23 protein-coding genes are annotated in these 23,235 nt (G+C 64.8%); 15 read left to right on the top strand and 8 right to left on the bottom strand.

Annotated elements, in window-relative coordinates; translation table 11 throughout:
• Both D002_RS0110925 and D002_RS0110920 read left to right on the top strand, forming a co-directional pair.
• The gene (locus D002_RS0110925) at window positions 1-1,695 is read left to right on the top strand and encodes an NAD+ synthase (protein WP_018141963.1); all 1,695 of its coding nucleotides are present in this window, start codon (window positions 1-3) and stop codon (window positions 1,693-1,695) included.
• 356 nt (window positions 1,696-2,051) lie between these two features.
• A complete protein-coding gene (locus D002_RS0110920) occupies window positions 2,052-2,390 on the top strand; it encodes a P-II family nitrogen regulator (RefSeq protein ID WP_018141962.1) in 339 nt (112 codons plus the stop codon).
• A 276-nt stretch (window positions 2,391-2,666) separates the two neighbouring features.
• Here D002_RS0110920 and D002_RS0110915 read toward each other — a convergent pair whose 3' ends face one another.
• Window positions 2,667-3,509 (bottom strand): outer membrane protein assembly factor BamD, encoded by an 843-nt coding sequence (locus D002_RS0110915; RefSeq protein WP_018141961.1) that lies wholly within the window; start codon window positions 3,507-3,509, stop codon window positions 2,667-2,669.
• A 79-nt stretch (window positions 3,510-3,588) separates the two neighbouring features.
• On the opposite strand from D002_RS0110915, the gene rluD reads away from it, so the two are divergent.
• The 3 genes from rluD (at window position 3,589) to clpB (ending at window position 8,069) form a co-directional block, all read left to right on the top strand.
• Window positions 3,589-4,548, top strand: a complete 960-nt coding sequence (rluD, locus tag D002_RS0110910; protein WP_018141960.1) for a 23S rRNA pseudouridine(1911/1915/1917) synthase RluD — start codon at window positions 3,589-3,591, stop codon at window positions 4,546-4,548.
• A complete protein-coding gene (gene pgeF / locus D002_RS0110905) occupies window positions 4,538-5,323 on the top strand; it encodes a peptidoglycan editing factor PgeF (protein ID WP_026181668.1) in 786 nt (261 codons plus the stop codon). Before rluD ends, pgeF begins: the two co-directional genes overlap by 11 nt.
• Before the next feature lie 163 nt (window positions 5,324-5,486).
• Window positions 5,487-8,069, top strand: a complete 2,583-nt coding sequence (gene clpB, locus D002_RS0110900) for an ATP-dependent chaperone ClpB (RefSeq protein WP_018141958.1) — start codon at window positions 5,487-5,489, stop codon at window positions 8,067-8,069.
• A 64-nt stretch (window positions 8,070-8,133) separates the two neighbouring features.
• On the opposite strand, the gene gdhA is transcribed toward clpB, so the two are convergent.
• Window positions 8,134-9,483: an NADP-specific glutamate dehydrogenase gene (gene gdhA / locus D002_RS0110895; RefSeq protein WP_018141957.1), complete on the bottom strand. Its 1,350-nt coding sequence runs from the start codon at window positions 9,481-9,483 to the stop codon at window positions 8,134-8,136.
• A 250-nt stretch (window positions 9,484-9,733) separates the two neighbouring features.
• On the opposite strand from gdhA, the gene D002_RS0110890 reads away from it, so the two are divergent.
• From D002_RS0110890 to D002_RS0110860, 7 genes are all read left to right on the top strand, one after another.
• The gene (locus tag D002_RS0110890; protein WP_018141956.1) at window positions 9,734-10,498 is read left to right on the top strand and encodes an SDR family NAD(P)-dependent oxidoreductase; all 765 of its coding nucleotides are present in this window, start codon (window positions 9,734-9,736) and stop codon (window positions 10,496-10,498) included.
• Between the two features lie 60 nt (window positions 10,499-10,558).
• On the top strand, window positions 10,559-11,194 hold the full coding sequence (locus D002_RS0110885; protein ID WP_018141955.1) for a class I SAM-dependent methyltransferase: 636 nt from the start codon (window positions 10,559-10,561) through the stop codon (window positions 11,192-11,194).
• On the top strand, window positions 11,175-11,420 hold the full coding sequence (locus D002_RS0110880; protein WP_018141954.1) for a hypothetical protein: 246 nt from the start codon (window positions 11,175-11,177) through the stop codon (window positions 11,418-11,420). The genes D002_RS0110885 and D002_RS0110880 overlap by 20 nt, the downstream gene beginning before the upstream one ends.
• A gap of 65 nt (window positions 11,421-11,485) precedes the next feature.
• Window positions 11,486-12,784 (top strand): lipase/acyltransferase domain-containing protein, encoded by a 1,299-nt coding sequence (locus D002_RS0110875; protein ID WP_196800130.1) that lies wholly within the window; start codon window positions 11,486-11,488, stop codon window positions 12,782-12,784.
• 95 nt (window positions 12,785-12,879) lie between these two features.
• Window positions 12,880-14,046: a putative zinc-binding metallopeptidase gene (locus tag D002_RS0110870; RefSeq protein ID WP_018141952.1), complete on the top strand. Its 1,167-nt coding sequence runs from the start codon at window positions 12,880-12,882 to the stop codon at window positions 14,044-14,046.
• 75 nt (window positions 14,047-14,121) lie between these two features.
• Window positions 14,122-15,780, top strand: coding sequence for a BCCT family transporter (locus tag D002_RS0110865; protein ID WP_018141951.1), 1,659 nt, complete (start codon window positions 14,122-14,124; stop codon window positions 15,778-15,780).
• Window positions 15,781-16,134: 354 nt separating this feature from the next.
• Entirely contained in the window at window positions 16,135-16,419 is a 285-nt protein-coding gene (locus D002_RS0110860; RefSeq protein WP_018141950.1) for a hypothetical protein, read from the top strand.
• Between the two features lie 38 nt (window positions 16,420-16,457).
• Here D002_RS0110860 and D002_RS0110855 read toward each other — a convergent pair whose 3' ends face one another.
• From D002_RS0110855 to D002_RS0110830, 6 genes are all read right to left on the bottom strand, one after another.
• Window positions 16,458-17,036, bottom strand: a complete 579-nt coding sequence (locus D002_RS0110855) for a hypothetical protein (RefSeq protein WP_018141949.1) — start codon at window positions 17,034-17,036, stop codon at window positions 16,458-16,460.
• A 102-nt stretch (window positions 17,037-17,138) separates the two neighbouring features.
• Entirely contained in the window at window positions 17,139-18,131 is a 993-nt protein-coding gene (locus D002_RS0110850; protein WP_018141948.1) for an NAD(P)H-dependent glycerol-3-phosphate dehydrogenase, read from the bottom strand.
• Window positions 18,132-18,146: 15 nt separating this feature from the next.
• Complete coding sequence (gene secB, locus D002_RS0110845) at window positions 18,147-18,674, bottom strand: protein-export chaperone SecB (protein WP_018141947.1); 528 nt, start codon at window positions 18,672-18,674, stop codon at window positions 18,147-18,149.
• Window positions 18,675-18,797: 123 nt separating this feature from the next.
• Entirely contained in the window at window positions 18,798-19,088 is a 291-nt protein-coding gene (grxC, locus tag D002_RS0110840) for a glutaredoxin 3 (RefSeq protein WP_018141946.1), read from the bottom strand.
• A complete protein-coding gene (locus tag D002_RS0110835; protein ID WP_018141945.1) occupies window positions 19,088-19,516 on the bottom strand; it encodes a rhodanese-like domain-containing protein in 429 nt (142 codons plus the stop codon). Before D002_RS0110835 ends, grxC begins: the two co-directional genes overlap by 1 nt.
• Before the next feature lie 28 nt (window positions 19,517-19,544).
• Window positions 19,545-19,880 carry a helix-turn-helix transcriptional regulator gene (locus D002_RS0110830; RefSeq protein WP_026181667.1) on the bottom strand — a complete coding sequence of 112 codons (336 nt, stop codon included), beginning with the start codon at window positions 19,878-19,880 and terminating at the stop codon, window positions 19,545-19,547.
• A 75-nt stretch (window positions 19,881-19,955) separates the two neighbouring features.
• Between D002_RS0110830 and D002_RS0110825 the strand changes: the two genes are divergently transcribed.
• From D002_RS0110825 to D002_RS0110815, 3 genes are all read left to right on the top strand, one after another.
• Window positions 19,956-21,140: a murein hydrolase activator EnvC gene (locus D002_RS0110825; RefSeq protein WP_018141943.1), complete on the top strand. Its 1,185-nt coding sequence runs from the start codon at window positions 19,956-19,958 to the stop codon at window positions 21,138-21,140.
• Between the two features lie 119 nt (window positions 21,141-21,259).
• Window positions 21,260-22,534 (top strand): S41 family peptidase, encoded by a 1,275-nt coding sequence (locus tag D002_RS0110820; RefSeq protein WP_018141942.1) that lies wholly within the window; start codon window positions 21,260-21,262, stop codon window positions 22,532-22,534.
• Between the two features lie 24 nt (window positions 22,535-22,558).
• Window positions 22,559-23,101 (top strand): DJ-1 family glyoxalase III, encoded by a 543-nt coding sequence (locus tag D002_RS0110815; RefSeq protein ID WP_018141941.1) that lies wholly within the window; start codon window positions 22,559-22,561, stop codon window positions 23,099-23,101.
• Window positions 23,102-23,235: the final 134 nt, after the last annotated feature.

Here is a 23,235-nt window from a genome sequence, read left to right as displayed (position 1 = left end):
ATGACCTCTGACCAGCCGCTGCGTCTGGCCCTGGCCCAGATCAATCCCGTTGTGGGCGGACTGGATGGTAATCGCCACCTGATCCTCGAGGCCATCGAACAGGCACGCGCGAGTGGGGCCCGGGCGGTCGTCTTCCCCGAACTCGCCGTGACCGGCTACCCCCCCGAAGACCTGTTGCTGCGTCCGGCCTTCCGGCTGGGCGTGGAGCGGGCGGTGGCCGCGATTACCGAGGCGGCACGGGGGATCGACGTAATCCTGGGCGCGCCCGTACGCGCGGGTGGCGACCTGACCAATGCGGCCTTGTGGCTGCGCGACGGCGCCTGCATTGCGCAGTACGCAAAGCAGGTCCTGCCCAACTACTCGGTGTTCGACGAGGAACGCTATTTCGTGGCGGGCGATACCCCCTGCGTGGTCGAGCTGGATGGCTGGCGGATCGGACTCACCGTCTGTGAAGACATCTGGCAACCCGGCCCGGCCGCGAGTGCTCAGGCGGCAGGGGCCGAATTGCTGCTGAACCTGAATGCCTCGCCCTACCACCGCGGCAAGGCTGAGGAGCGCCTGGCGGTGGTGGGCGCGCGGGTCGCCGAGACCGGGTGTCCGGTGGTCTACGTGAATCAGGTGGGTGGGCAGGACGAACTGGTTTTCGATGGCCGCTCCTTCGTGCACGACACGGTGCACGGTGCACGGGCCGTGCTGCCGGCCTGGGCTACCGGTCAGGGACAGGTAGAGGTGCGCCGCACAGCCGCGGGCATCGACCTGAAGCCGCATGAGGAGCACATGCACCTGTCCGCCTGTGGGTTGCGGCCGACGCTGACCGATCCTGGCCCGGAACCGGACGAGGCCGATGCCCGCGATCTTTACCAGGCGCTGATGATCGGCATCCGCGACTACGTATCCAAGAACGGCTTCCCGGGTGTCCTGCTGGGCCTGTCCGGCGGGATCGACTCCGGGTTGACCGCGGCGCTCGCGGTGGATGCCCTGGGCCCGGCGGCGGTGACCGCAGTGATGATGCCGTATCGCTATACCGCGTCCATGAGCATCGAGGATGCCGAGGCCCAGGCCCGGTTGCTGGGCGTGGAGTATCACGAGATCGCGATCGAGCCGATGGTCGAGAGTTTCATGGCCGGGCTGGAGGATGCGCTGGCGGCCTATCCCGCCGGGGCCGGTGACGTGACCGAACAGAACCTGCAGGCGCGCGCCCGGGGCGTGCTGCTAATGGCGCTGTCCAACCGCAGCGGCAAGCTGCTGCTGGCGACCGGCAACAAGTCGGAGATGGCGGTGGGGTACTCCACGCTGTATGGCGACATGAACGGTGGCTTTGCCCCGTTGAAGGACGTCTCCAAGCAGTGGGTCTATCGCCTGGCCCGCTGGCGCAACACCCGTGGCGCGGCAATCCCCGAGCGGGTGATCGAGCGCCCGCCGAGTGCCGAACTGGCACCGGACCAGCAGGATGCCGACTCGCTGCCGCCCTACGAGGTGCTGGATGCGATCCTCGAGGCCTTCGTTGAACAGGAACAGTCGGTGGAGGAGATCGTGGCCCAGGGCTTCGATCAGGCCACCGTGGAGCGCATCGCGCGCATGGTATTCATCGCCGAGTACAAGCGCCGTCAGGCGGCCCCAGGCGTGCGCGTCAGCCCACGCGCCTTCGGCCGCGATCGCCGCTACCCCATCACCTCCGGCTACCGCCCGGACTGATCCGCGCTGCCGCGCGTAGGGTTCACCACGAAGCGCACGAAGGCACGAAGAAGGGCAAGGTCAAGGGCGTTTGCACCACAGAGGGCACGGAGGACACGGAGAAAATCTAGGTTGAAGGGCAAGGCGCATCGAGTTTTCCCTCGCCTCCGGAGATCACAAATATCCGTTCTTTTCTCTGTGCCCTCCGTGCCCTCTGTGGTGACAAGGTTTCTGCCCTTCTTCGTGCCTTCGTGGTCAATCCAGAGCAGCGTCGAACGTCGCGAGTAGGCGAGGATCGCAGCGCGGGGCCGGGGGTTTGATACACTTCAGGTGTTGAGACAAGCGCCCGCGGAGCGGGTACAACCAAAGGGATTCGCATGAAGAAGATCGAGGCGATCATCAAGCCGTTCAAGCTGGAAGATGTCCGCGAGGCCCTGACCGAGATGGGCATCGCCGGGATGACCGCGACCGAGGTCCAGGGCTTCGGTCGCCAGAAGGGCCACACCGAGCTTTATCGGGGCGCAGAATACGTGGTGGACTTTCTGCCCAAGGTGAAGCTGGAACTGGTAGTGGACGACGATCGCGTAGACGCCTGCATTGATGCCATCGTGAAGGCCTCCCGCACCGGCAAGATCGGGGACGGCAAGATCTTCGTGTCCGACATGTCGCGCGTGGTCCGCATCCGCACCGGCGAAGAGGGCAGCGAAGCCCTCTGAACGACCTGCCTTTCGGCGCCGCTTGGATTCACCACGAAGCGCACGAACGCACGAAGGAGGTTAAAAGCCTTTGCACCACAGAGGACACGGAGCACACAGAGAAAGGCCTAAATTGGTGATGTTCGATGACCCAGGAGGAGCTCGATGCGCCTTGCCCTGCAGCCCTGATTTTCTCCGTGTCCTCCGTGCACTCTGTGGTGCAAACGCCCTTGACCTTGCCCTTCTTCGTGTCAGCGTGCGCTTTTCGTGGTGAGTCCAGACAGCGTCGGGAGAGGCTTAGTTGGTGAGGAAGGGGATGCGGTCCATGACGCGCCACAGGCCGCGGCGTTCTTCGCCTTCCAGTTCCACCGGTTCGCCGGCGCGCACGGCCACGGCGGCATCCGGATAGTTCAGTTCCAGCACCGTCATGGTGTTGGTGGCGTGATCTTCCAGGCCCAGCTCGGTGTAGGCGCGGTGCAGTACGGCCAGGGCCTTTGGCGTCACCTCGGCTCCGGGGTAGGTGGAGATCACGTTGCGGGCGCGCTGGGCCGCGGCGACCCAGGCGGTGCGTTCCATGTAGAACTCGGCCACGCGCAGTTCGTAGGCGGCCAGCGCGTTGCGGATGTAGATCATGCGCTGGTAGGAGTCCGGGGCGTAGCGACTGTCCGGGAACTCGCGGATCAGGCGGTCAAAGTCCTGGAAGGCCTGGTCGAAGGGCTCCGGGTCCATCTCGGCGGGGTCGCGCGGGAACAGGTTGGCGAGGAAGCCTTGCTGGCGGTTGAAGTTGATCAGCCCGCGCAGGTAGTACGCATAGTCCAGGTTCGGGTGGCGCGGGTTGAGCTGCACGAAGCGGTCTACCGCGGCCAGGGCGGGTTCCGGCTCGCCGGCCTTGTAGTAAGCGTAGGGGATCTCGATCTGCGCCTGCTGGGCGTAGCGCCCGAACGGGTAGCGGGCCTCGAGTTTCTCGTAGTATTCGACGGCCTGGCTGTAGTTGCCCTCGTTCAGGGCGTTCTTGGCCTCGCCGTAGAGCTGACTGGCCGACCACCCCAGCGTTGGGTCTTCGCGCCCAGCGCAGCCGGCGACCACGAGCGCCACGATCAGAACGACAAGCAGGCGCGACAGGTGCGGGACAGAAATCACGGCGAGGCCTCACAGATGAAACGAAGTGCAGGGATTCTACAACATCAAGCCCCGGTGGCGACGAGCGGGGGTGTGCGCAATGTCCGAACCGCGTGAGGCCATTCTGCCGGACGAGGCCGCTGGACAACGCTTGGATGCGGCTCTGGCGCGGTTGTTCCCGGAATACTCGCGCAGCCAGCTAACCCTTTGGTTAAAGGAGGGGGCGCTGCGGGTGGATGGTGCCCAGCCGCGCCCGCGTACGCCCGTTCAGGGGGGCGAGCGGGTGGAGCTGATCCCGCCGGATGCCCCGGTACTGGAAGCACAGGCGGAGCCGATTGCGCTGGACGTGGTGTACGAAGACGCGGCAGTGCTGGTAATCAACAAGCCGGCTGGGCTGGTGGTGCATCCGGCCGCCGGTCACCGCGACGGGACGCTGGTCAATGCCTTGCTGCATCGGGCGCCGGAACTGGCCCAGCTGCCACGGGCGGGGGTCGTCCATCGCCTGGACAAGGACACCACCGGGCTGATGGTGGTGGCCCGGACGCCGGAGGCCCAGACCGCCCTGGTGCGTCAGTTGCAGGCGCGCAGCGTGCACCGCGAGTACCGCGCGCTGGTCCAGGGGCAGATCATTAGCGGGTCGACCATCGACGAACCCATCGGGCGCCATCCGGTCGATCGCAAGCGCCAGGCGGTAACCGGCGGTGGCAAGCCCGCGGTTACGCATTATCGTGTGGGCGAGCGGTTCCCCGCTCATACCCTGTTAAACGTGCGTCTGGAGACGGGGCGCACCCACCAGATCCGCGTGCACATGGCACATATTCGCCATCCGATTGTCGGCGACCTGACCTACGGGGGGCGTCCGCGCCCGGTCAAGGGTATGGGCGAGGCGGCCAAGGCCGCGATTGCGGCATTCAAGCGCCAGGCCCTGCATGCCGCCCACCTGGAATTCGAACATCCGCAGACCGGCGAGCCCCATGCCTTCGATGCCCCGCTGCCGGCGGATTTCGAGGCGCTTCTGGATGCACTGCGCAAGGACCGGGAGATGCATGATGAGGCATGAACCCCTGCCCATGCTGGGACCGGATCGCGGCGAGCTTCCGCCTGGCGTCTGGGCCCTGCAGACGACCCGCGACGGGGGCGTGAGTACCGGCCCCTGGCGTTCGCTCAACCTCGCGCTGCACACCGGGGACGACCCGGAGGCGGTGGCTGAGAACCGGTATCGCCTGCAGATCGAGCTGGGCTTGATCGAGCCGGTGGCCTGGCCGACCCAGGTGCATGGCACACGAGTGATCACGGCTCAAGACCTGCAGGCTGCGCTGGAGCAGGATCGCACCCCGGAGGCGGACGCTGTCGTCACCGATCAGCCCGGCTACGTCTGCGCGGTGCAGACGGCGGACTGCCTGCCGGTCGTGCTGGCGACCGAGGATGGCGAGGCCGTGGGTGTCGCGCACGCCGGCTGGCGTGGTCTGGCCGACGGTGTGCTGGAGGCCGGGGTCGAGGCACTGCGGCTGATGCGCCCCGGCGTCGGCATTCGCGCCTGGATGGGCGCGGCGATCGGTCCGGAGGCCTTCGAGGTCGGGCGAGAGGTGCGCGATGCCTTCCTCGATCATGATGTGGGGGCAGCTGGGGCCTTCCGCCCCGGGCGCGACGGGCGCCTGCTGGCGGACCTCTATGCGCTCGCTCGGCACCGTCTCGAACGTGTGGGGGTCCTTGATGTATCCGGTGGCGGCCGCTGCACCTTCACCGAGGAACACCGCTTCTTCTCCTACCGCCGTGACGGCGAGACCGGCCGCATGGGCACCCTCGTGTGGATTGCACCGCGCGACGAGGATTAACGTTGTTATGGCGACGCCCCGCAGGGGCCGTGGCTAGCGCCGGGAATGACACCCAGGCCTCGCCCCAGAGGTGTTTTCGGACATCTATCCTTGAACCAGCGGGGATTGTCCCCATCATTCGTGTCAGTTCACACCGATTTGACCGAGGGGTTTCCCAATGCGAATGGATCGCCTGACAACCAAGTTCCAGTCCGCGATTGCCGACGCGCAATCACTCGCGGTTGGCCGCGACCACCAATTCATCGAACCGTCCCACCTGCTATTGGCGCTGCTGGACCAGGATGGCGGGACCGTACGCCATGTGCTCGACCGGGCCGGCGTCAATGTCCGCCAGTTGCGCTCCGCATTGGGCGAGGCGCTGGACCGCATGCCCAAGATCGAGGGGGCGGCCGGCGATGTGCATGTTTCCAATGATCTGGGTCGCCTGCTGAACGTCTGCGACAAGCTGGCTCAGCAGAACAAGGACCAGTACATCTCCAGTGAGCTATTCCTGCTCGCCGCCATCGATGAAAAGGGCGGCGTGGGTGAGATGCTGCGCAATGCTGGCGCCAACAAGGATGCGCTGGACAAGGCGACCCAAGACATCCGGGGTGGTAACCAGGTAGACAACCCGGACGCCGAGGAGAGCCGGCAGGCGCTGGAGAAGTACACGATCGACCTGACCGAGCGCGCCGAGCAGGGCAAGCTTGATCCAGTAATTGGGCGCGATGAAGAGATCCGGCGCTCCATCCAGGTGCTGCAGCGCCGCACCAAGAACAACCCCGTGCTGATCGGCGAGCCCGGTGTCGGCAAGACCGCGATTGTTGAAGGCCTGGCCCAGCGCATCATCAATGGCGAAGTGCCCGAGGGCCTGAAGGACAAGCGCGTGCTCTCGCTGGATCTGGGCGCGCTGCTGGCCGGGGCGAAGTACCGCGGCGATTTCGAAGAGCGGCTGAAGTCCGTGCTGAAGGAACTCTCGCAGGAAGAGGGCCGGGTGATCCTGTTCATCGACGAGATCCATACGCTGGTCGGCGCCGGCAAGGCCGAGGGCGCGATGGATGCTGGCAACATGCTCAAGCCCGCGTTGGCGCGTGGCGAGCTGCACTGCATCGGCGCCACCACGCTGGATGAGTACCGCCAGAACATCGAAAAGGATGCCGCGCTAGAGCGCCGCTTCCAGAAGGTGGTCGTGGACGAGCCGACCATGGAAGACACCATCGCCATCCTGCGCGGCCTGAAGGAGCGCTACGAGGTGCACCACGGCATCGAGATCACCGATCCGGCGATCGTTGCGGCCGCGCAGCTCTCGCAGCGCTACATCACGGACCGCCAGTTGCCGGACAAGGCGATCGACCTGATCGATGAGGCTTCCTCGCGCATCCGCATGGAGATCGACTCCAAGCCGGAGGTGATGGATCGCCTGGAGCGCCGCCTGATCCAGCTGAAGATCGAGCGCGAGGCGCTGAAGAAGGAATCCGACGAGGCCTCGAAGAAACGCCTGGGCACGCTGGAGGAGGAGATCGACCGCCTGGGTCGGGAGTACTCCGACCTGGAAGAGGTCTGGAAGTCCGAGAAGGCCTCGGTCTCCGGCGCCGCGCAGTTGAAGGAAGAACTTGAACGCGCCCGCCTTGAACTGGAGACGGCTCGCCGCGCCGGTGATCTGTCACGCATGTCCGAATTGCAATACGGCCGTATCCCGGACCTGGAGAAGTCCCTGGCCATGGCCCACGAGATGGAGAGCCAGGAAACCCAGCTGCTGCGCACCAAGGTGACCGACGAAGAGGTCGCCGAGGTCGTCTCGCGCTGGACCGGTATCCCGGTGTCCAAGATGCTGGAGGGCGAGAAGGACAAGCTGCTGCGCATGGAAGAGGCTGTCGGAGAACGTGTGATCGGTCAGACTGAGGCGGTGACCGCGGTGGCTAATGCCATCCGTCGTTCGCGCGCCGGGCTTTCGGACCCGAACCGGCCCAATGGCTCGTTCCTGTTCCTCGGCCCGACTGGGGTCGGCAAGACCGAGTTGACCAAGGCGCTCGCCAGTTTCCTGTTCGACACCGAGGAGGCCATGGTCCGCATCGACATGTCCGAGTTCATGGAGAAGCACTCCGTGGCGCGCCTGATCGGCGCGCCTCCGGGCTATGTCGGCTATGAAGAAGGCGGCTACCTGACCGAGGCCGTGCGCCGTAAGCCGTACAGCGTGATCCTGCTGGACGAGGTCGAGAAGGCGCACCCGGATGTGTTCAACGTGTTGCTGCAGGTGCTGGATGACGGCCGCCTGACCGATGGGCACGGCCGCACCGTGGACTTCCGCAACACGGTGATCGTGATGACCTCCAACCTGGGCTCGCAGCAGATCCAGGAGATGGCCGGCGAGGCCAACTACGACGTCATGAAGGCCTCGGTGATGGAGATCGTCGGGCAGCACTTCCGGCCCGAGTTCATCAACCGCGTCGACGACGTGGTGGTGTTCCATCCGTTGGAGCGCGAGCAAATCCGTGCGATCACCGACATACAGCTCCAGTACCTGCGCAACCGCCTGGCGGAACGCGACCTGGGGCTCACGATCTCGGCCGCCGCGCTGGATCATCTGGGCGAGGCAGGCTTCGACCCGGTCTATGGTGCCCGTCCGCTCAAGCGTGCGATCCAGACGCAGCTGGAGAATCCGTTGGCGCAGTCCCTGCTTTCTGGCGAGTTCCTGCCGGGCGATACCATCGAGATCGACATGGACGGCGAGCACCTGCACTTCGGCAAGACTCGCGCCGCCGCTTGATGCACGTCTGCCTCAACCCACCGTGAATGCAAGGCCCGCCGCGTGCGGGCCTTTTTTGTATGGATCAGATGTGCCCCATGGCCTCCATGGCGCGGGCGACCTTGACGAAGCCGGCGATGTTGGCACCGGTGGTGTAGTTGCCGGGCGCCCCGTATTCCTCCGCGGTTTCGAAGCAGGTGCGGTGGATGTTGCACATGATCTCCTGCAGTCGACCCTCGGTGTATTCGAAGCTCCAGGAGTCGCGGCTGGCGTTTTGCTGCATCTCCAGCGCGCTGGTCGCCACGCCACCGGCGTTGGCGGCCTTGCCCGGTCCGAAGGCGATCCCGGCTTCGCGGAAGGCCTGAATGCCTTCCGGGGTCACCGGCATGTTGGCCCCTTCGGCTACGGCAACGCAGCCATTTTCGATCAGCGTCTTGGCGTCTTTTGCGGTCAGCTCGTTCTGGGTGGCGCAGGGCAGGGCGATGTCGCAGGGGATCTCCCAGATACAGCCATCTTCGTTGTATTGCGCGCCCTTGCGGCGTTCGGCATAGGCACTGATCGGGCCGCGTTCGCGCACTTTGATCTGACGTATCAGGTCCAGGTCCAGGCCGCCCTCGTCGAGGATGACGCCGCGGGAATCGGAGCAGGCGATGACCCGGGCGCCCAACAGCTGGGCCTTCTGGATGGCATGGATCGCCACGTTTCCGGCCCCGGAGACCACCACACGCTTGCCGTCCAGCGACTCCTTGCGTGCGTCCAGCATCGCCTCGGTGAAGAACACGACGCCGTAGCCGGTGGCTTCCGTGCGCACGCAGCTGCCGCCCCAGTCCAGGCCCTTGCCGGTGAACACGCCGGACTCGAAGCGGTTGGTCAGGCGTTTGTACTGGCCGAACAGGTAGCCGATTTCCCGTTGGCCAACGCCAATGTCACCGGCGGGCACGTCGGTGTACTCACCAATGTGGCGGTACATCTCGGTCATCATGCTCTGGCAAAAGCGCATGATTTCAGCGTCCGAGCGACCTCTCGGGTCAAAGTCGCTACCACCCTTGCCGCCGCCGATCGGCAGGCCCGTTAGGGCGTTTTTGAACACCTGCGAGAAGCCAAGGAACTTGATGATGCCGAGATATACCGACGGGTGGAACCGCATGCCACCCTTGTAAGGACCCAGCGCGCTGTTGAACTGCACCCGGAAGCCCCGATTGATCTGCAGCTCGCCCTTGTCGTCCTGCCAGGGCACCCGGAAGATGATCTGGCGTTCGGGTTCGCAGATGCGCTGGATGATCTTGAGCTCGGCAAACTCCGGGTACTTCACCAATACGGGCCCCAGTGATTCCAGCACGCCGTGGACGGACTGATGAAACTCGGTTTCTCCGGGATTGCGATGCAGCACTTCCCGGTAGATCGGTTCGAGTTTCTCGTCGAGGCCTTCGCTCATGGATCCGCTCCTTGTCGCCAGAGTGACCTCGCATTAGGACATACCGGTGTGGCCGGAACAATCGTGCCGAGCACTCGTTGAGGGACATCACAAGTCAGCGCGGCGCATCGCTTTACGGTAGGGGTATGGGCTGCACAAGTCGGCCATCATCGATTGCTGGCTGAGCGCCTGCGCGATTTACTCGCTATAAGGCGATGAACAGCCAGTGGACGATTTGCGTGATCCGCGCAATGGATCAAGGAGACGAAAAATGAGTGACTTGAAAGGCAAAGTGATCGCTATTACCGGTGGTGCCGGGGGCATCGGCGAGACCACGGCGCGTCTGGCGTATGCGCAGGGTGCCAGCGTGGTGATCACCGATCGCGAGGCGGGCGCGGTGGAGGCGATCGCCGACTCGCTGGGCGAGCGGGCCGTCGGTGTGGCGGTGGACGTGACCCGGCGCGAGGACAACGAGCGCATGGTGGCGGCCGCACTGGAGCGGTTTGGCCGTCTGGATGGGGTGTTTCTGAACGCCGGGATTGAGGGCGAGGTTGGCCCGTTCGACAGTCGTTCCGATATGGCCTGGGAGAAGGTGTTTGCGGTCAATGTCCACGGTGTACGCTTGGGCGCCGAGGCGGCGCTGCCGGCCCTGCGCAAGAGCGGTGGTGGCAGTATCGTGATCACTTCCAGCGTGGCCGGGCTCAGGGGTGCAGCCGGACTTTCCCCCTACGTGTCGAGCAAGCATGCGGTGGTGGGCATGATGAAGTGCCTGGCCGCGGAGCTCGGCCCAGAAGGCATCCGGGTCAACACCCTTAACCCCGGCCCGGTCGCCAACCGCATGATGCAGTCCATCGAGGAGCAGGCGAACCCTGCTCACCCTGAAGACGTGCACCAATCCTTCGAGGCCCGTATCCCGCTCGGGCGCTATGTCAGCAACGAAGAATGTGCCGGGCTGGCTCTGTTCCTGCTCTCCGACGCGGCATGCGGGTGTACCGGCAATACCTACGTCGTCGACGGTGGCCTCTGCTCGCAGTGAGATCGGGCGTCTTGGTATGCGGCTGGACATGCTCGTGGCTCATTCGGGTCAAAGGTGGTTATGTTTCGAGGTGTGATTTACGACAAGCTGATCCTGGGGATGACCTCACAGTGGTACGGCGAGGTACTGGAGCGGGTGCCCGAGGGGGCCGTGTTGCTGGACGTGGGGGTCGGGACCGCCGGTGCGCTGCTGGCGAACGCGGGCGCGCTCGAGCGCAAGGGCCTGCGTGTCGTCGGTATCGATATTGACTCGGACTATATCGAGCGGGCGAATCAACGCTTGCGGCACGCGGGGATGGACACTCGTGTGGAGGCCCGGCTCGAGTCGGTATATGCGCATCGGGATGGGCCGTATGACGTCGTGTATTTCTCGGCGAGCTTCATGCTGTTGCCCGACCCCGAAGGGGCGTTGCGCCACTGCGCAGGCTTGCTGAAACCGGGCGGGCGCATCTTTTTCACCCAGACGATCCAGGAGCAGCCCTCTCGCTGGATGGAGCGGCTCAAGCCCGTCCTCAAGCGGGTCACGAGCATCGACTTCGGGCGGGTGACCTACCGGGAAGATTTCGAGGCCCAGATCCGCAGTGCCGGGCTGGAGCTGGAGGAATTCACGGTTCTGGGGCGGCACGGCCATCGGGCTTCGTGCCTGGCCGTGGCCACAATCAAGAGAAGCGTTGCCGATGCCCCATCTGATCCTTGAATATGCCGCCGATCGCGAGGCGGCAGTTCCAGCCGCGGCGTTGGTGGATGCGGTGCATCGGGCGGTGCGGGAAAGCGGGCTGTTCCCGGAGTCGCACATCAAGGTTCGGGCGCGCCCGGTATTGGAATATCGGGTTGGCGGTCAGGCCGCTCCCGTTGTGCGTGCCGAGGTGCGGATCCAGTCGGGGCGTGCATTGGAGGAACGGAAGGCCCCTGGCCGAGGGTGAGCTGTAGCGGCTTTTCGAGGTCGCTACACTCAGGGGTTGGAAGGACGCGGAACGGGATGTTCGGAATGGGCGGGTTGCGGGTGGTCGTGGTGCTGGGGCTGGTGATCGGGCTGGCGGGCTGTGCGTTGCTGGATGCGCGCTCGCAGCTGGCACGCATGGGCGGTGCCTGCGTGATCAGTGGCACGGTCGGGCCCGACTCGGAGGCGGTGGAACCAGAGACGCCCGGCGTATACGTGGTGGCGGTGTTCCGTGAGCCGGCCCGCGGTGGCGCGGTACCGGAATTGGTCGATCATGTGGTGCGGGCCCGCGGCGGGAACTGGTTTTTCGCGTTGGAGCCCGGTCGCTACAGCGTCCTGGCATTTCGGGACGAGGACGGCGATCGTGCCCACCCGGCCGGGGCGCCAGTCCAGTACGTGGCCGGTGGCGAGGGCATGGACTGCGGGCCGGGTGGGCGCCTGACCGGGATTGATATTCGTGTGAGGGGCGACGACCGCTTGACCCATGCGATCTACCTGCCGGATTCACGTACCCGGCAGGACGCAGCGGACGATGATGGGCCCATGAGTCTCGGGCGGGTCACGGCCTATGGTGAGGTTGTCCATTTGGACGATCCGCGCTTCGATGCCGAGGTGGCGCGGGGCAGTCAATGGCGGCCTCTGGATTTTGTCATGGACGGCTACGCCGGGGTGTATTTCCTGGAGCCCTATGACCCTGCGCGCACACCGGTGTTATTCGTACACGGGATGAATGGTTCCCCGCGCGATTTCGCGGGGTTGCTGGAGGTGCTGGATCGCGAGCGTTACCAGCCGTGGTTCTACTACTATGCCTCGGGGCTTCCGTTGCAATCCTCGGCGGCGCATCTGGTGCAGATTATCGAGGAGCTGGAAGTGCGCCATGAAATGACTCAGCTGCCAGTGGTGGCCCACAGTATGGGCGGGCTGATCGCCCGCGGGTTCCTGCGGGAGCGGGAGCGTACCGGGGTGGGAGCGGAGATCCCTTTGATGATTGCGCTGTCGACCCCCTGGGCCGGACACGAACGGGCGCAGCAGGGGGTTGATCGCTCGCCGGTGGTGATACCCGTGTGGCGTGACATGGCCCTTGGCAGCGAATACCTCGGCGGCCTGTTCGCGGACTCCAAGCTGGAGGCCACGGAGTTGCACTTGTTGTTCAGCTACCAGCGAGGAGAGACCGGTGCGCGTTCCACGGCGGATGGGGTGGTCTCGCTCGCGAGCATGCTGCACCCGCCCGCCCAGCGAGAGGCGGCCTCGATCTACGGTGTACCGACTACGCATAGCGGAATCCTCTCTCACCCGCTGGCTTTGGATCGGGTGGAGGGGTTGCTTGCGGAACCGGTTGCACCGTGATGACGCGACGCCGTCGAGGGATCGGCGTAGTCTGAACGGATGTCTGCCCCCCGGCCCCCGGGAACGGGTCGGCAAGATCAGCAGTGGGGAAGGTCATGCAGTTATTCGAGTGCGAGGTTTGCCACGCCGCGGTGTACTTCGACAACACCGTTTGCACCAGTTGCGGGCACCGGCTGGGTTTCAGGCCCGATCGGTTGGAGGTGTCGGCGCTGGAGATGGCGGGGGATGGAAACGACAGTCGAGGCCGCCCGATCCCAGGCGGGCTGTGGCGGGTCGCGGACGAGCCCGATGGACGGTTGTATCGCCAGTGCCGGCACTACGCGGTCGATGCGGTTTGCAACTGGATGGTGCCGCATGATGACCCTGACCGCTTCTGCCGGGCCTGCCGCCTGAACCGAACCATCCCGGATCTGAGCGTCCCGGGAAATGCGCGGTTGTGGGAGCGCCTGGAGACGGAGAAGCGGCGGCTGGTCTACGGCCTCCTGCGGCTGGGGCTTCCGGTGGTGCCGAAGAAGAGCGATTCCGCGGGGCTGGCGTTCGACTTTCTAGCCGACCCGGCCCCGGAGTTTCGCGAGGGTGGGGGCGTTGTGACCGGCCATGCCGAGGGGCTCATTACCCTGAACATCGCAGAGGCCGACCCGGCTGTGCGCGAACGTATGCGCGAGGCCATGGCCGAGCCCTATCGAACGATTCTGGGCCACTTCCGGCATGAATCCGCGCACTATTATTGGGACCGCCTGATCCGCGGGACTGACTGGCACGTTACCTTCCGCGATCGTTTCGGCGATGAACGCGAGAACTACGACGAGGCCTTGCGACGGCACTACACCGACGGTCCGCCGAGCGACTGGCAGGCCTCGTATGTCTCCGCCTATGCCAGCTCCCACCCTTGGGAGGACTGGGCGGAGACCTGGGCGCACTACATGCACATCGTGGACACCCTGGATACGGCTGCGGCCTATGGCATGGATATCGTGCCGCAGGCAGGACCGTCGGCGCGGCTGCGAGCGGAGGGTGGGCATCCGGCATTCAATGCCTATGCCACTGATGATTTCGATGTGCTGATCGATCACTGGCTGCCTCTGGCCGGGGCCCTGAACAGTCTTAATCGCAGCATGGGGCATCCTCATGTGTATCCGTTTGTGCTAACGGCCACAGCGATCGACAAGCTGGCCTTCGTGCACCATGTGATTCAGGATTTCCGCACCGGGACGCGCACCGATCATCAGGAAGCCGCGACGGCAAGAGTTTCGAACCTCTGATCGAACCGCGCCAAACGCCATGCCCGGGGCCGGTGCGGATCTTCGTCATTCAATCGAACAGGAAAGGGATACGGGATGTATAACGTCGCCACCCGAGGCCCGTTCAAGGGACTGAATCCAAGGGTCGCGCCGCTGGCGTTGATCTTCGTGGTCATCATTGCGCTGCTGGGGGTGTATCGCACCGAGCAGCTGGGCACGGCGGTGGGCGACGCGCGTGCCTTCGTCACTCCATTACTGGAGTGGTACTACGTGGTGGTCATGGCCTTCTTCCTGGTCATGGTGATCTGGCTCGGGGTCGGGCGGTACAAGAACGTACGCCTGGGCCGGGACGACGAAGTGCCGGAGTTCACTACGCTCTCCTGGCTGTCGATGTTGTTTGCAGCCGGCATGGGGGTGGGCCTGTTGTTCTGGGCGGTGGCCGAGCCCCTTTCGCATCATGGTGGCAACCCATTCTTGCTCGAGAATGGCGATGAGGCCGCTGCAGCCGACATGTCGATGGTCCTGACCTATTTCCACTGGGGCCTGAATGCCTGGGGCGTGTTCGCATTGCTGGCACTGATCCTGGCTTATTTCGGTTTTCGCAAGGGCCAGCCCTTGGCCTTGCGTTCAGCCCTGCATCCGCTGATCGGCAAGTACAGCCACACTTGGCCGGGTGACCTGGTGGACCTGCTGGCGATTCTTGCCACGGTATTCGGTATTGCGACGACGCTGGGTCTGGGCATCCAGCAATTGGAGGCCGGGTTGGGGCATACCGTCGGGTTGTCCTTCAGTGGTGATGTCGGTGTGCTGGTGTTGACGGCCTTGCTGACCGCCATCGCTATCCTATCGGTGGTGGCCGGGATACAGGCCGGCGTACAGCGCGTCAGCCAGCTCAACCTGTGGCTGAGTGTCGCCTTGCTGGGGCTGTTGCTGATCTGGGGGCCGACCCAGTACCTGCTGGCGTTGGTGGTGCAGTCCTCGGGCAGTTACATGCAGAACCTGCTTGGCCTCTCGCTGTACACCCATGCCCACCACATGGACGAGTGGCACTCCGACTGGACGATTTTTTACTGGGGCTGGTGGTTGGCCTGGGCGCCGTTCGTGGGGCTGTTCATCGCGCGTATCTCGCGTGGACGCACGCTGCGCGAGTTCGTTACGGGTGTGCTGCTGGTGCCGACCCTGATCACCTTCTTCTGGTTGGCGTTGCTGGGCGGGACGGCGCTACATGCCGAGGTCGAGGGCATTGCGCCCATCGCGGATCGCGTCGCCGAAGACCTGACCATGGCGACCTTCGCGACCATGGAAACTCTCGAGCCCTGGCTGATCGCGAAGACCGGGGCGGTGCTGATCACGGTGTTGATCGCCACCTACCTGTTGACCTCGGCGAATGCCGGGATCGTGGTAATCAACACCTTGCTGGCGCACGGCTCCACGCAACACCGGGCGATCCATCTGGTGTTGTGGGGTGCGATGATCGGGCTGGTGACCGGAGTGCTCTTGCTGGCGGGCGGCCTGGAGGTGCTGCAGAACGCGGTCATCCTCGCGGCCCTGCCATTCTCGCTGGTGATGCTGATGATGGTGGTGGGCCTGATGCGCGCACTGGAAAGCGAGCGCTTCGCCCCGCGGCCCGGCGAACACACCATCGCACCCAGTGAGCCCTGGACCATCCCACCCGATCGGGTCCAGGAAGACTTTGACCAGGACGACGACGCCCCCGAAGCCCGCGACGACGACACCGACCCCCGTCGCCCCTGACCTGCGCCCAGAATTTTCACCACGAAGCCCACGAAGGCACGAAGAAGGGCAAGACCTTTACACCACAGAGGACACAGAGAAAACACGCGGTACGAGGGCCGCGCATGACGAGGGACTACGTCGATCACCACCGGCCGATCGACACGCCATTCCGTCCAGCCCTGACCTTCTCCGTGTCCTCTGTGCCCTCTGTGGTTCAAACCGCTTTTGAAGTTGCCCTTCTTCGTGCCTTCGTGGTGAACATAAAAGTCGCGAGCGGCAGGGAAAGGCCCGTGCATCCTGCGCCCACTTTCGGGCGAGCGGGGCTTGCCGTAGCCTGTGGGCAACCTTTATTCGAACCGCGAGAGGAACCCCATGAGCGATACCCTGCAGTTGTCCGGCGAGTTGATCCAGAAGGTTCAGGATGTGTTGACCGAAGTCGATCCGAAGGCGCAGCAGCCGATCGTCGCGGTGCAGTACCTGAGTGCTATTACCGGGTTCATGGTCGCGCAGATGCCGGAGTCGGTGAATGAGCGCAAGGAGTACCTGCAGCAGCTCTCTCAATTCACCGAATCCGTGTTTGTGGATGTGGAGAGCCGCAAGCAGGCCGCCCCGCCGCCGCAGGAGGCCAGTGGCGTCTGGCGCCCCGGCGACAGCTGATCTCACCCGGCCGAACGGCCCCTGGGGCGAGGGGCCGTTCAGTCGTTTTTGGTGTCGTCGTTCTTCCCGCTGCGCATCTGGCGCAGCATGGCCTCCTGCTCGTTGAAGCTGGGCATGCGTTGCTTGCCACCCACATCGCGGTTGCGATCATTGCTTCCTGCAATACCGGACTGGCCGGGTTTCTCGCTTTCCTTGATCTTCTGGTACTCGGTCAGCTCCCGCTGTGCGTCCTCGTCGCTGGTGTAGCGACCACGGTAATCCTGTGGTGGCTTGTTGCCCTTGCGCAGGAAGACCTGCTTGCGCAGTTCCTTGTTGTAATCCGTCACGCGGCGGTCGATCCACCACAGATCCACACCGGCCCACAGTAAGCCGGCGACCATGGGGGCTAGCCACCACCCGGTGGGTGCGAGGAAGGCCAGGACCAGCGTGGCGACGCTGAGTATGAGGAAGCCCGCAGCCCCCAGGGGTTCGCGCAGGTAGAAGCGGTGCAGCCCGAGCGGGAACAGGGCCCAGGCCGCGTAGGCCGTCGGGCGGGTGCGCATCTCGCGGGCCAGCCGGGCATTGACGCTCTGCAGTCCCCCGCCTTCCAGATCCAGTTCCTTCCAGGCCTTGCTCATGCCCGCCTCCATTATTTTGGCGTGGATGCACACGGTAGCCGTATCCGGCGCTACCGGGCGATTGTGCGGGTGCCGCGCGGGGTTTTGCGCCTAGGTGTGGAGTCAGCCCGCTTCGCGGGCGGGGTCGCGTTCCAGCAGGCGGCGCACGGTGTCGTGTACCGGGCGGCCCTGATAGAGCACGGCATGCACCTCGGCGCAGATCGGCATCTCCACGTCCAGGGCCTGGGCGCGTGCCACTGCGACCCGGGCGGTCTCTACGCCCTCGACCGACTGCCCGACCTCGGCGCGCGCGCGGGCGAGATCCAGGCCCTGGCCGAGCAGTCGGCCCAGGCGCCGGTTGCGCGACTGGTTATCGGTGCAAGTCAGGATCATGTCGCCCAACCCCGAGAGGCCCGTGAGGGTCTCCGGGCGGGCGCCGACTGCCTCGCCGAAACGCTGGATTTCCGCCAGGCCGCGGGTCATCAGGGCGGCGCGGGCGTTGGCGCCGAAGCCGGCACCATCGGCGATGCCGGTGGCGACGGCCAGGACATTTTTCAGCGCCCCGCCCAGTTCCACACCGATTACGTCCGGGTTGCGGTACAGGCGCAGGGAGCGCCCGTGCAGTGCCTCCACCAGGCAGTCCATGTGCCCCTCGTCGCTGGAGGCGACTGACAGGGCGGTGGGCTGCTCCTGTGCGACCTCGGCCGCGAAGGAAGGCCCGGAGACCAGCGCTGGCGGGTGCTCGGGACCGAGTTCCTGTTCCGCGATCTCGTGCAGCCAGGCTCCGGTGGCCGTCTCCAGGCCCTTGGTGGCCCAGGCGACCACCTGATCGGATGCGATCTGCGGAGAGACCCAACGCAGTGTCTCGCGGAAGGCGCCCGAAGGGACTGCGACCAGGATCAGGTCACGTCCCTCGATGATTTCGGGAGCGGCACTGACGCGCAGGTCTTCGGGGAAGGCTAGACCTGGCAGGTAGCGGGCGTTCTCGCGCTCCGCTTCCAGTTGCTGGGCCTTGTCCTCTCCACGTACCCACAGGGCGACATCGTCGTGCAGGCGTGCGGCGTGAATGGCAAGTGCCGTGCCCCAGGAGCCCCCACCAAGGACTGCGATGCGCATGCGCGCCGTCTCGCGTCAGGCCTGCTGGGTCGGGGCTTCCTGCCCGCCGGCGGCCTGGCCCTGCTGCTGTTCCTTCAGATGCTGGGCGTAGAGCGATTCAAAGTTGACCGGCTGCAGCAGGAGCTGTGGGAATCCGCCCTTGAGCACCAGGTCCGCCACCGTTTCGCGTGCGAACGGGAACAGCACGTTGGGGCAGTAGGCGCCCAGCAGGTGGTTGCGTTGGTCCTCGGGGAAGTTGCGCACGATGAACACGCCGGCCTGCTTGATCTCGACCAGGTAGGCGGTCTTGCCTTCGGATTCCGTGGTCACGGTGAGACCCAGCTCGACTTCGAAGGCCCCGGCCGCTTCATCAATGGGGCGCGCGCCCGTGTTCAGCTGGATGTTGGTCTCGCCCTTCCATTCGTGCATGAACACCTCGGGGGAGTTCGGTGCCTCGAAGGACAGGTCCTTGATGAATACCTTCTGGATGGAGAAGTCCGGGCGCTCGGTCTGTTCGCCCTGGGCCGCGCCATTGCCGCTGTTCGGGGTGTTCTCTTCAGCCATCGTGTTGTCTCGCAGTTGTTTGGGTCGTTGTCTGGAATGGGGGCATTGTAAGGGAGCGGGGCGGGGTCATGTGGGCGCGTGGCCCCTGAGCGTTATCCACCGTGCGCTATCGAGGGCGCAGACTTATCCGGCGGCGCTGTCGGCGGGCGTTTGCAGGCCCGCCTCTGTAGCCAGGCGTGCCAGTTCGCCGCGGCTGTCCATTGCCTGCAGTTCGTCGAAGCCGCCGATATGGGTCTCGCCGAGAAAGATCTGAGGGACCGAGGTGCGCCCCCCGGCGCGTTGTTCCATCTCGGCACGCAGACCAGGCTCGCGGTCGACGGGGTATTCCGTGAACGGATAGCCACGCTGATTGAGCAGGCGGCGTGCCAGCAGGCAGAACGGGCAGCGTCCGCCGGAGTAGACCTCGAACTGCATTACTTCTTCTTGATGGGCATGTTGGCCGATTGCCAGGCCTGGATGCCGCCTTGCAGGTTGACCACGTCCTGAAATCCGGCCGCGGTGAGCTGTTGGGCGGCGCTGGCCGAGCGATTGCCACTGCGGCAATACACCACCACCGGCTTTTCCTTGTACTTCTCGATATCGCCGATGCGCTTTTGCAGGCTGCCGAGCGGGATGTGCTTGGCGCCCCCAATGCGGCCGGAGGCGACTTCGTTGTCCTCGCGCACGTCGAGTACCAGGGCATCATCCTGGTTGATGACGCGGACCGCCTCGACCGGTGACAGCGAGCGGTACTTCCGGTTGAGTCGTCGCAGTTCGACGAACAGGATCATCCCGATCACTGCCAGCAGGGCGCCGGTCAGGATGGGATGATTGGCGAGGAATTCGGGCAGGCGTTCAAGCATTCGGGAGACCGGATCGGAGGGGTGATTGTCAGGAGCTGCAGAAAACGTCCTGCATCATACCGATCAGGCGGAGCGTCCGGGAGTCCCCTACGCGGTAGTAGACCCGGTTGGCGTCCTTGCGCGTGGCGAGAATGCCCTTGTCGCGCAGGATGCCAAGATGTTGCGAGATGTTGCTCTGGGAGGTCCCGACCTGATCCACAATTTCCTGTACGCTGATTTCGCGATCACCGAGAATGCAGAGGATCTTCAGGCGCAGCGGATGGGACATGGCCTTGAGCGAGCGGGAAGCCCGCTCGATATCTTCGTCCTGGGACATCAGACCGTCTTCGACGGACACTTCGTCTTCAACCATTTCGTTGCTCACGACATGCCTCTTGTTCTCGCGAGGAGAGGGCCTACTCGCGTGGGTCAGAATATAAGTACCTAAACGTACCCCGATATGCGAATTTGCGCAATCTTGAATCTTCGAGGCGGCTTCCCTGCCCTGTTCTGGTGCGGGTGGCTGGTCGTTTTTCTGTGGCCTGGCCTGGCGCTGGCGCTGGAGCCGGAGGCCGAGCTGCGCGAGACGCGCGAGGCCATCCAGGACCTGGAGCGTAGCCAGGAGGAGCGTTCTGCTGCGTTGCAGAGGCTGGAAGAACTGTTGGCGGATGCCGCCCGCGGAACCGAGGATTCGCGTCGAGAACTGCGTGAATTGGCCCGTGCACGCTCGCAGCAGGAAGAGGCGGTGGCGGAACAGGAGCAGCGGGTGGACGAGGCCCGGGAGCAGCTGGAAGCCGAGCGCCAGGCTGCCGCACGACTGGTGCGCGATCAGTGGCAGCGCGAGCGTCATCCGGGCCGGTCGCTTGATCAGTCCGGGGAGGGGCGGCACCAAACGGCGTTCGCTAAACGCATCCGTGATGCTCGGGAGGAGGCGCTGGCGCGATTGAACGAGCGCCTGGAGGCCCTGGAAGAGGCGCGTGAGGCACTGGCGCACGAGCGTGCCGTGCTGGCGGAGCAGGAAGAACAGGCACGGGAAGCCGTAGCCGGTCTGGAGCAGGAAGAGGCCCGCCAGCGTCAGGCGATGGCCGAGCTGGAGGCCGCCATCGAGGACGAGGCCCTGGAGTTGGAGCGTCTGCAGCGTAATGCGGAGACCCTGGAGACGGTGATTGAAGAGGTCGAGGCACGGAGTGCGGCTCGGACTCAGGCTCCACGCGATGATTCGGCTCCCACGCGCCCGGACGTCGCCTTCTCTGAACTGGAAGGGGAACTGCCGCGTCCGTCCGAAGGGCGGGTGATCCGCAGCTTCAACGACTCGCGTGGCAATCGTCTGCAATCGCGCTGGCGGGGCGCCGTGCTGGAGGTGGAGAACGGCGCGGCGGTTCGCGCGGTCCATTACGGGCGAGTGGTCTATGCGGACTGGATGCAGGGGTATGGCTTTCTGGTGATCGTGGATCACGGGGAACGCTATTTGACGCTCTACAGTAACGTCGAGGAGATCCTGGTGGCCGAGGGTGACACGGTGGGCGCCGGCGAGCAGCTGGCCGTGGCCGGCGCAGGCAGCGAGGCGATTGCGCCCGGCTTGTACTTCGAAATTCGCCGTAGTGGCGGACCATTGAACCCTGAAGGCTGGTGGCCCTCTCAGTAGTGGATGGTCGTGCCGTCGAGAACGGGCAAAAAAGCCGGTGGGTGGCGTGCATTCAGGCGCCGGTCACATGGCTGGTGCTACCATCGTCACACTAATCACCTCAAGTACGAGGACAGGTAATGAGCAAGTCTTGTCGCACCGGATACGCCCTGATCGTTGGATTGGTGGTCGGGGTCATGCTGAGTGTCTCGGTGGCCGTCTACGCCGACCGCGAGAATGGCGCGCAATCCGCCCTGCCGGTGGAGGACCTGCAGCGCTTTACTGACGTGTATATGCGTATCAAGCGCAATTACGTCACCGAAGTCGAGGACAAGGACCTCCTGGATAACGCGATCCAGGGCATGCTGTCCGGGCTCGACGAGCACTCGTCCTACCTGGACGAGCAGGACTTCGAGGACATGCAGGTCGGGACCTCCGGCGAGTTCGGCGGTCTCGGGATCGAGGTCGGGATGGAAGATGGCTTCGTGAAGGTCATTGCGCCGATCGACGATACCCCGGCCAGCCGGGCGGGGATCGAGGCCGGTGACCTGATCATCCGCCTGGATGGCGAGTCGGTACGAGGGATGTCCCTGTCCGACGCGGTGGCCAAGATGCGCGGCGAGAAGGGCTCGGATATCACGCTGACCGTGATGCGCGATGGCGAAGACCAGCCGAAGGAAATCACCATTACCCGCGACGTGATCCAGGTGCAGAGCGTGCGTTCGGAGATCCTGGAAGACGGCTATGGCTACGTGCGTATCAGCAACTTCCAGCAGCGCACCGCCCGCGATCTGGTGCGAGCAGTAGAGGACCTGCAGGAAAAGGGTGAGCTCAATGGCCTGATCCTGGACCTGCGTAACAACCCTGGCGGTATTCTGAATGGCGCGGTGGGCGTCTCGGATGCCTTCCTCGAAGAGGGCCTGATTGTCTACACCGAGGGCCGTCTGGAGGATTCGCAGTTCCGCTACCAGGCGTCCCCGGGTGACGTGCTGAAAGGTGCGCCGATGGTGGTCCTGGTCAACCGGGGCTCCGCCTCCGCTTCCGAGATCGTCGCCGGTGCACTGCAGGATCACAAGCGCGCCGTGGTCATGGGCCAGAACACCTTCGGCAAGGGCTCGGTGCAGACCATCCTGCCGCTAACTCAGAATACCGGCATCAAGCTGACGACCGCGCGTTACTTCACGCCCGATGGCCGTTCGATCCAGGAGGACGGGATCGAGCCGGACATCCGCCTGCAGGACCTGGTGGTCCAGCGTTCCGGCGATGACAACGGCGGTGCCCGCATGGGCCGTGATGGCCTGCCGGAGGCTGAAAGTGAAGAGGATGACAACGGTGAGACTCTGGCCGAGCGCGATTACGGTATGAACGAGGCGCTGAATCTGCTCAAGGGTCTGACCTTCTACGGCCGTCGTTGAGATCGCGACGTATCGGGAGGATCGATGCCGAACGTACTGGTGCCCCTGGCCGCCGGTTCCGAGGAACTGGAGGCGGTCACGATCATCGACCTGCTGCGCCGCGCGCAATTCGAGGTCACCGTGGCCGGGCTGGAGCCTGGCCCGGTGACCTGCTCGCGGGGCACGGTGATTCAACCGGATACCACCATCGACGCGGTTCTGGATAGCGCCTTTGACCTGATCGTGCTGCCTGGGGGTCTGCCCGGGGCCAACCACCTGCGTGACGACGCTCGGGTACAGGGATTGTTGCGCGCGCAGGCCGAGCGCGACGGCTATCTGGCCGCTGTGTGTGCCGGGCCCAAGGCGCTGGCCGAAGCGGGTCTTCTGGAAGGCCGCACCGTGACTTCGTTCACCGGCGCGCTGGACGAGGCTGGGGTCCCGTCCACCGGGGCTCCGGTGGAGGTCGATGGTCGCCTGATCACCGGCCGCGGCCCCGGCGCCGCGATGGACTTCGCCCTGACCCTGATCGAACAGCTCGCCGGCCGCGAGGCCCGCGACGCCGTCGAAGGCCCGTTGCTACGCCCCTGAGGGATGTTTCGACCACGAAGCGCACGAAGGCACGAAGAAAGTCAAAGGCTTAGCACCACGGAGAGCACGGAGGACACGGAGAAAAGAAGATCATTCAAGGATGCCCCGGGGTCGCCGGGACCTGCATTCCTGCC

Source organism: Thioalkalivibrio sp. ALJ7, from assembly GCF_000376865.1.
Taxonomy (GTDB): Bacteria; Pseudomonadota; Gammaproteobacteria; order Ectothiorhodospirales; family Ectothiorhodospiraceae; genus Thioalkalivibrio.
Note: the sequence above shows the minus strand (reverse complement) of the source record. Positions and strands in the feature narration are given on the sequence as shown.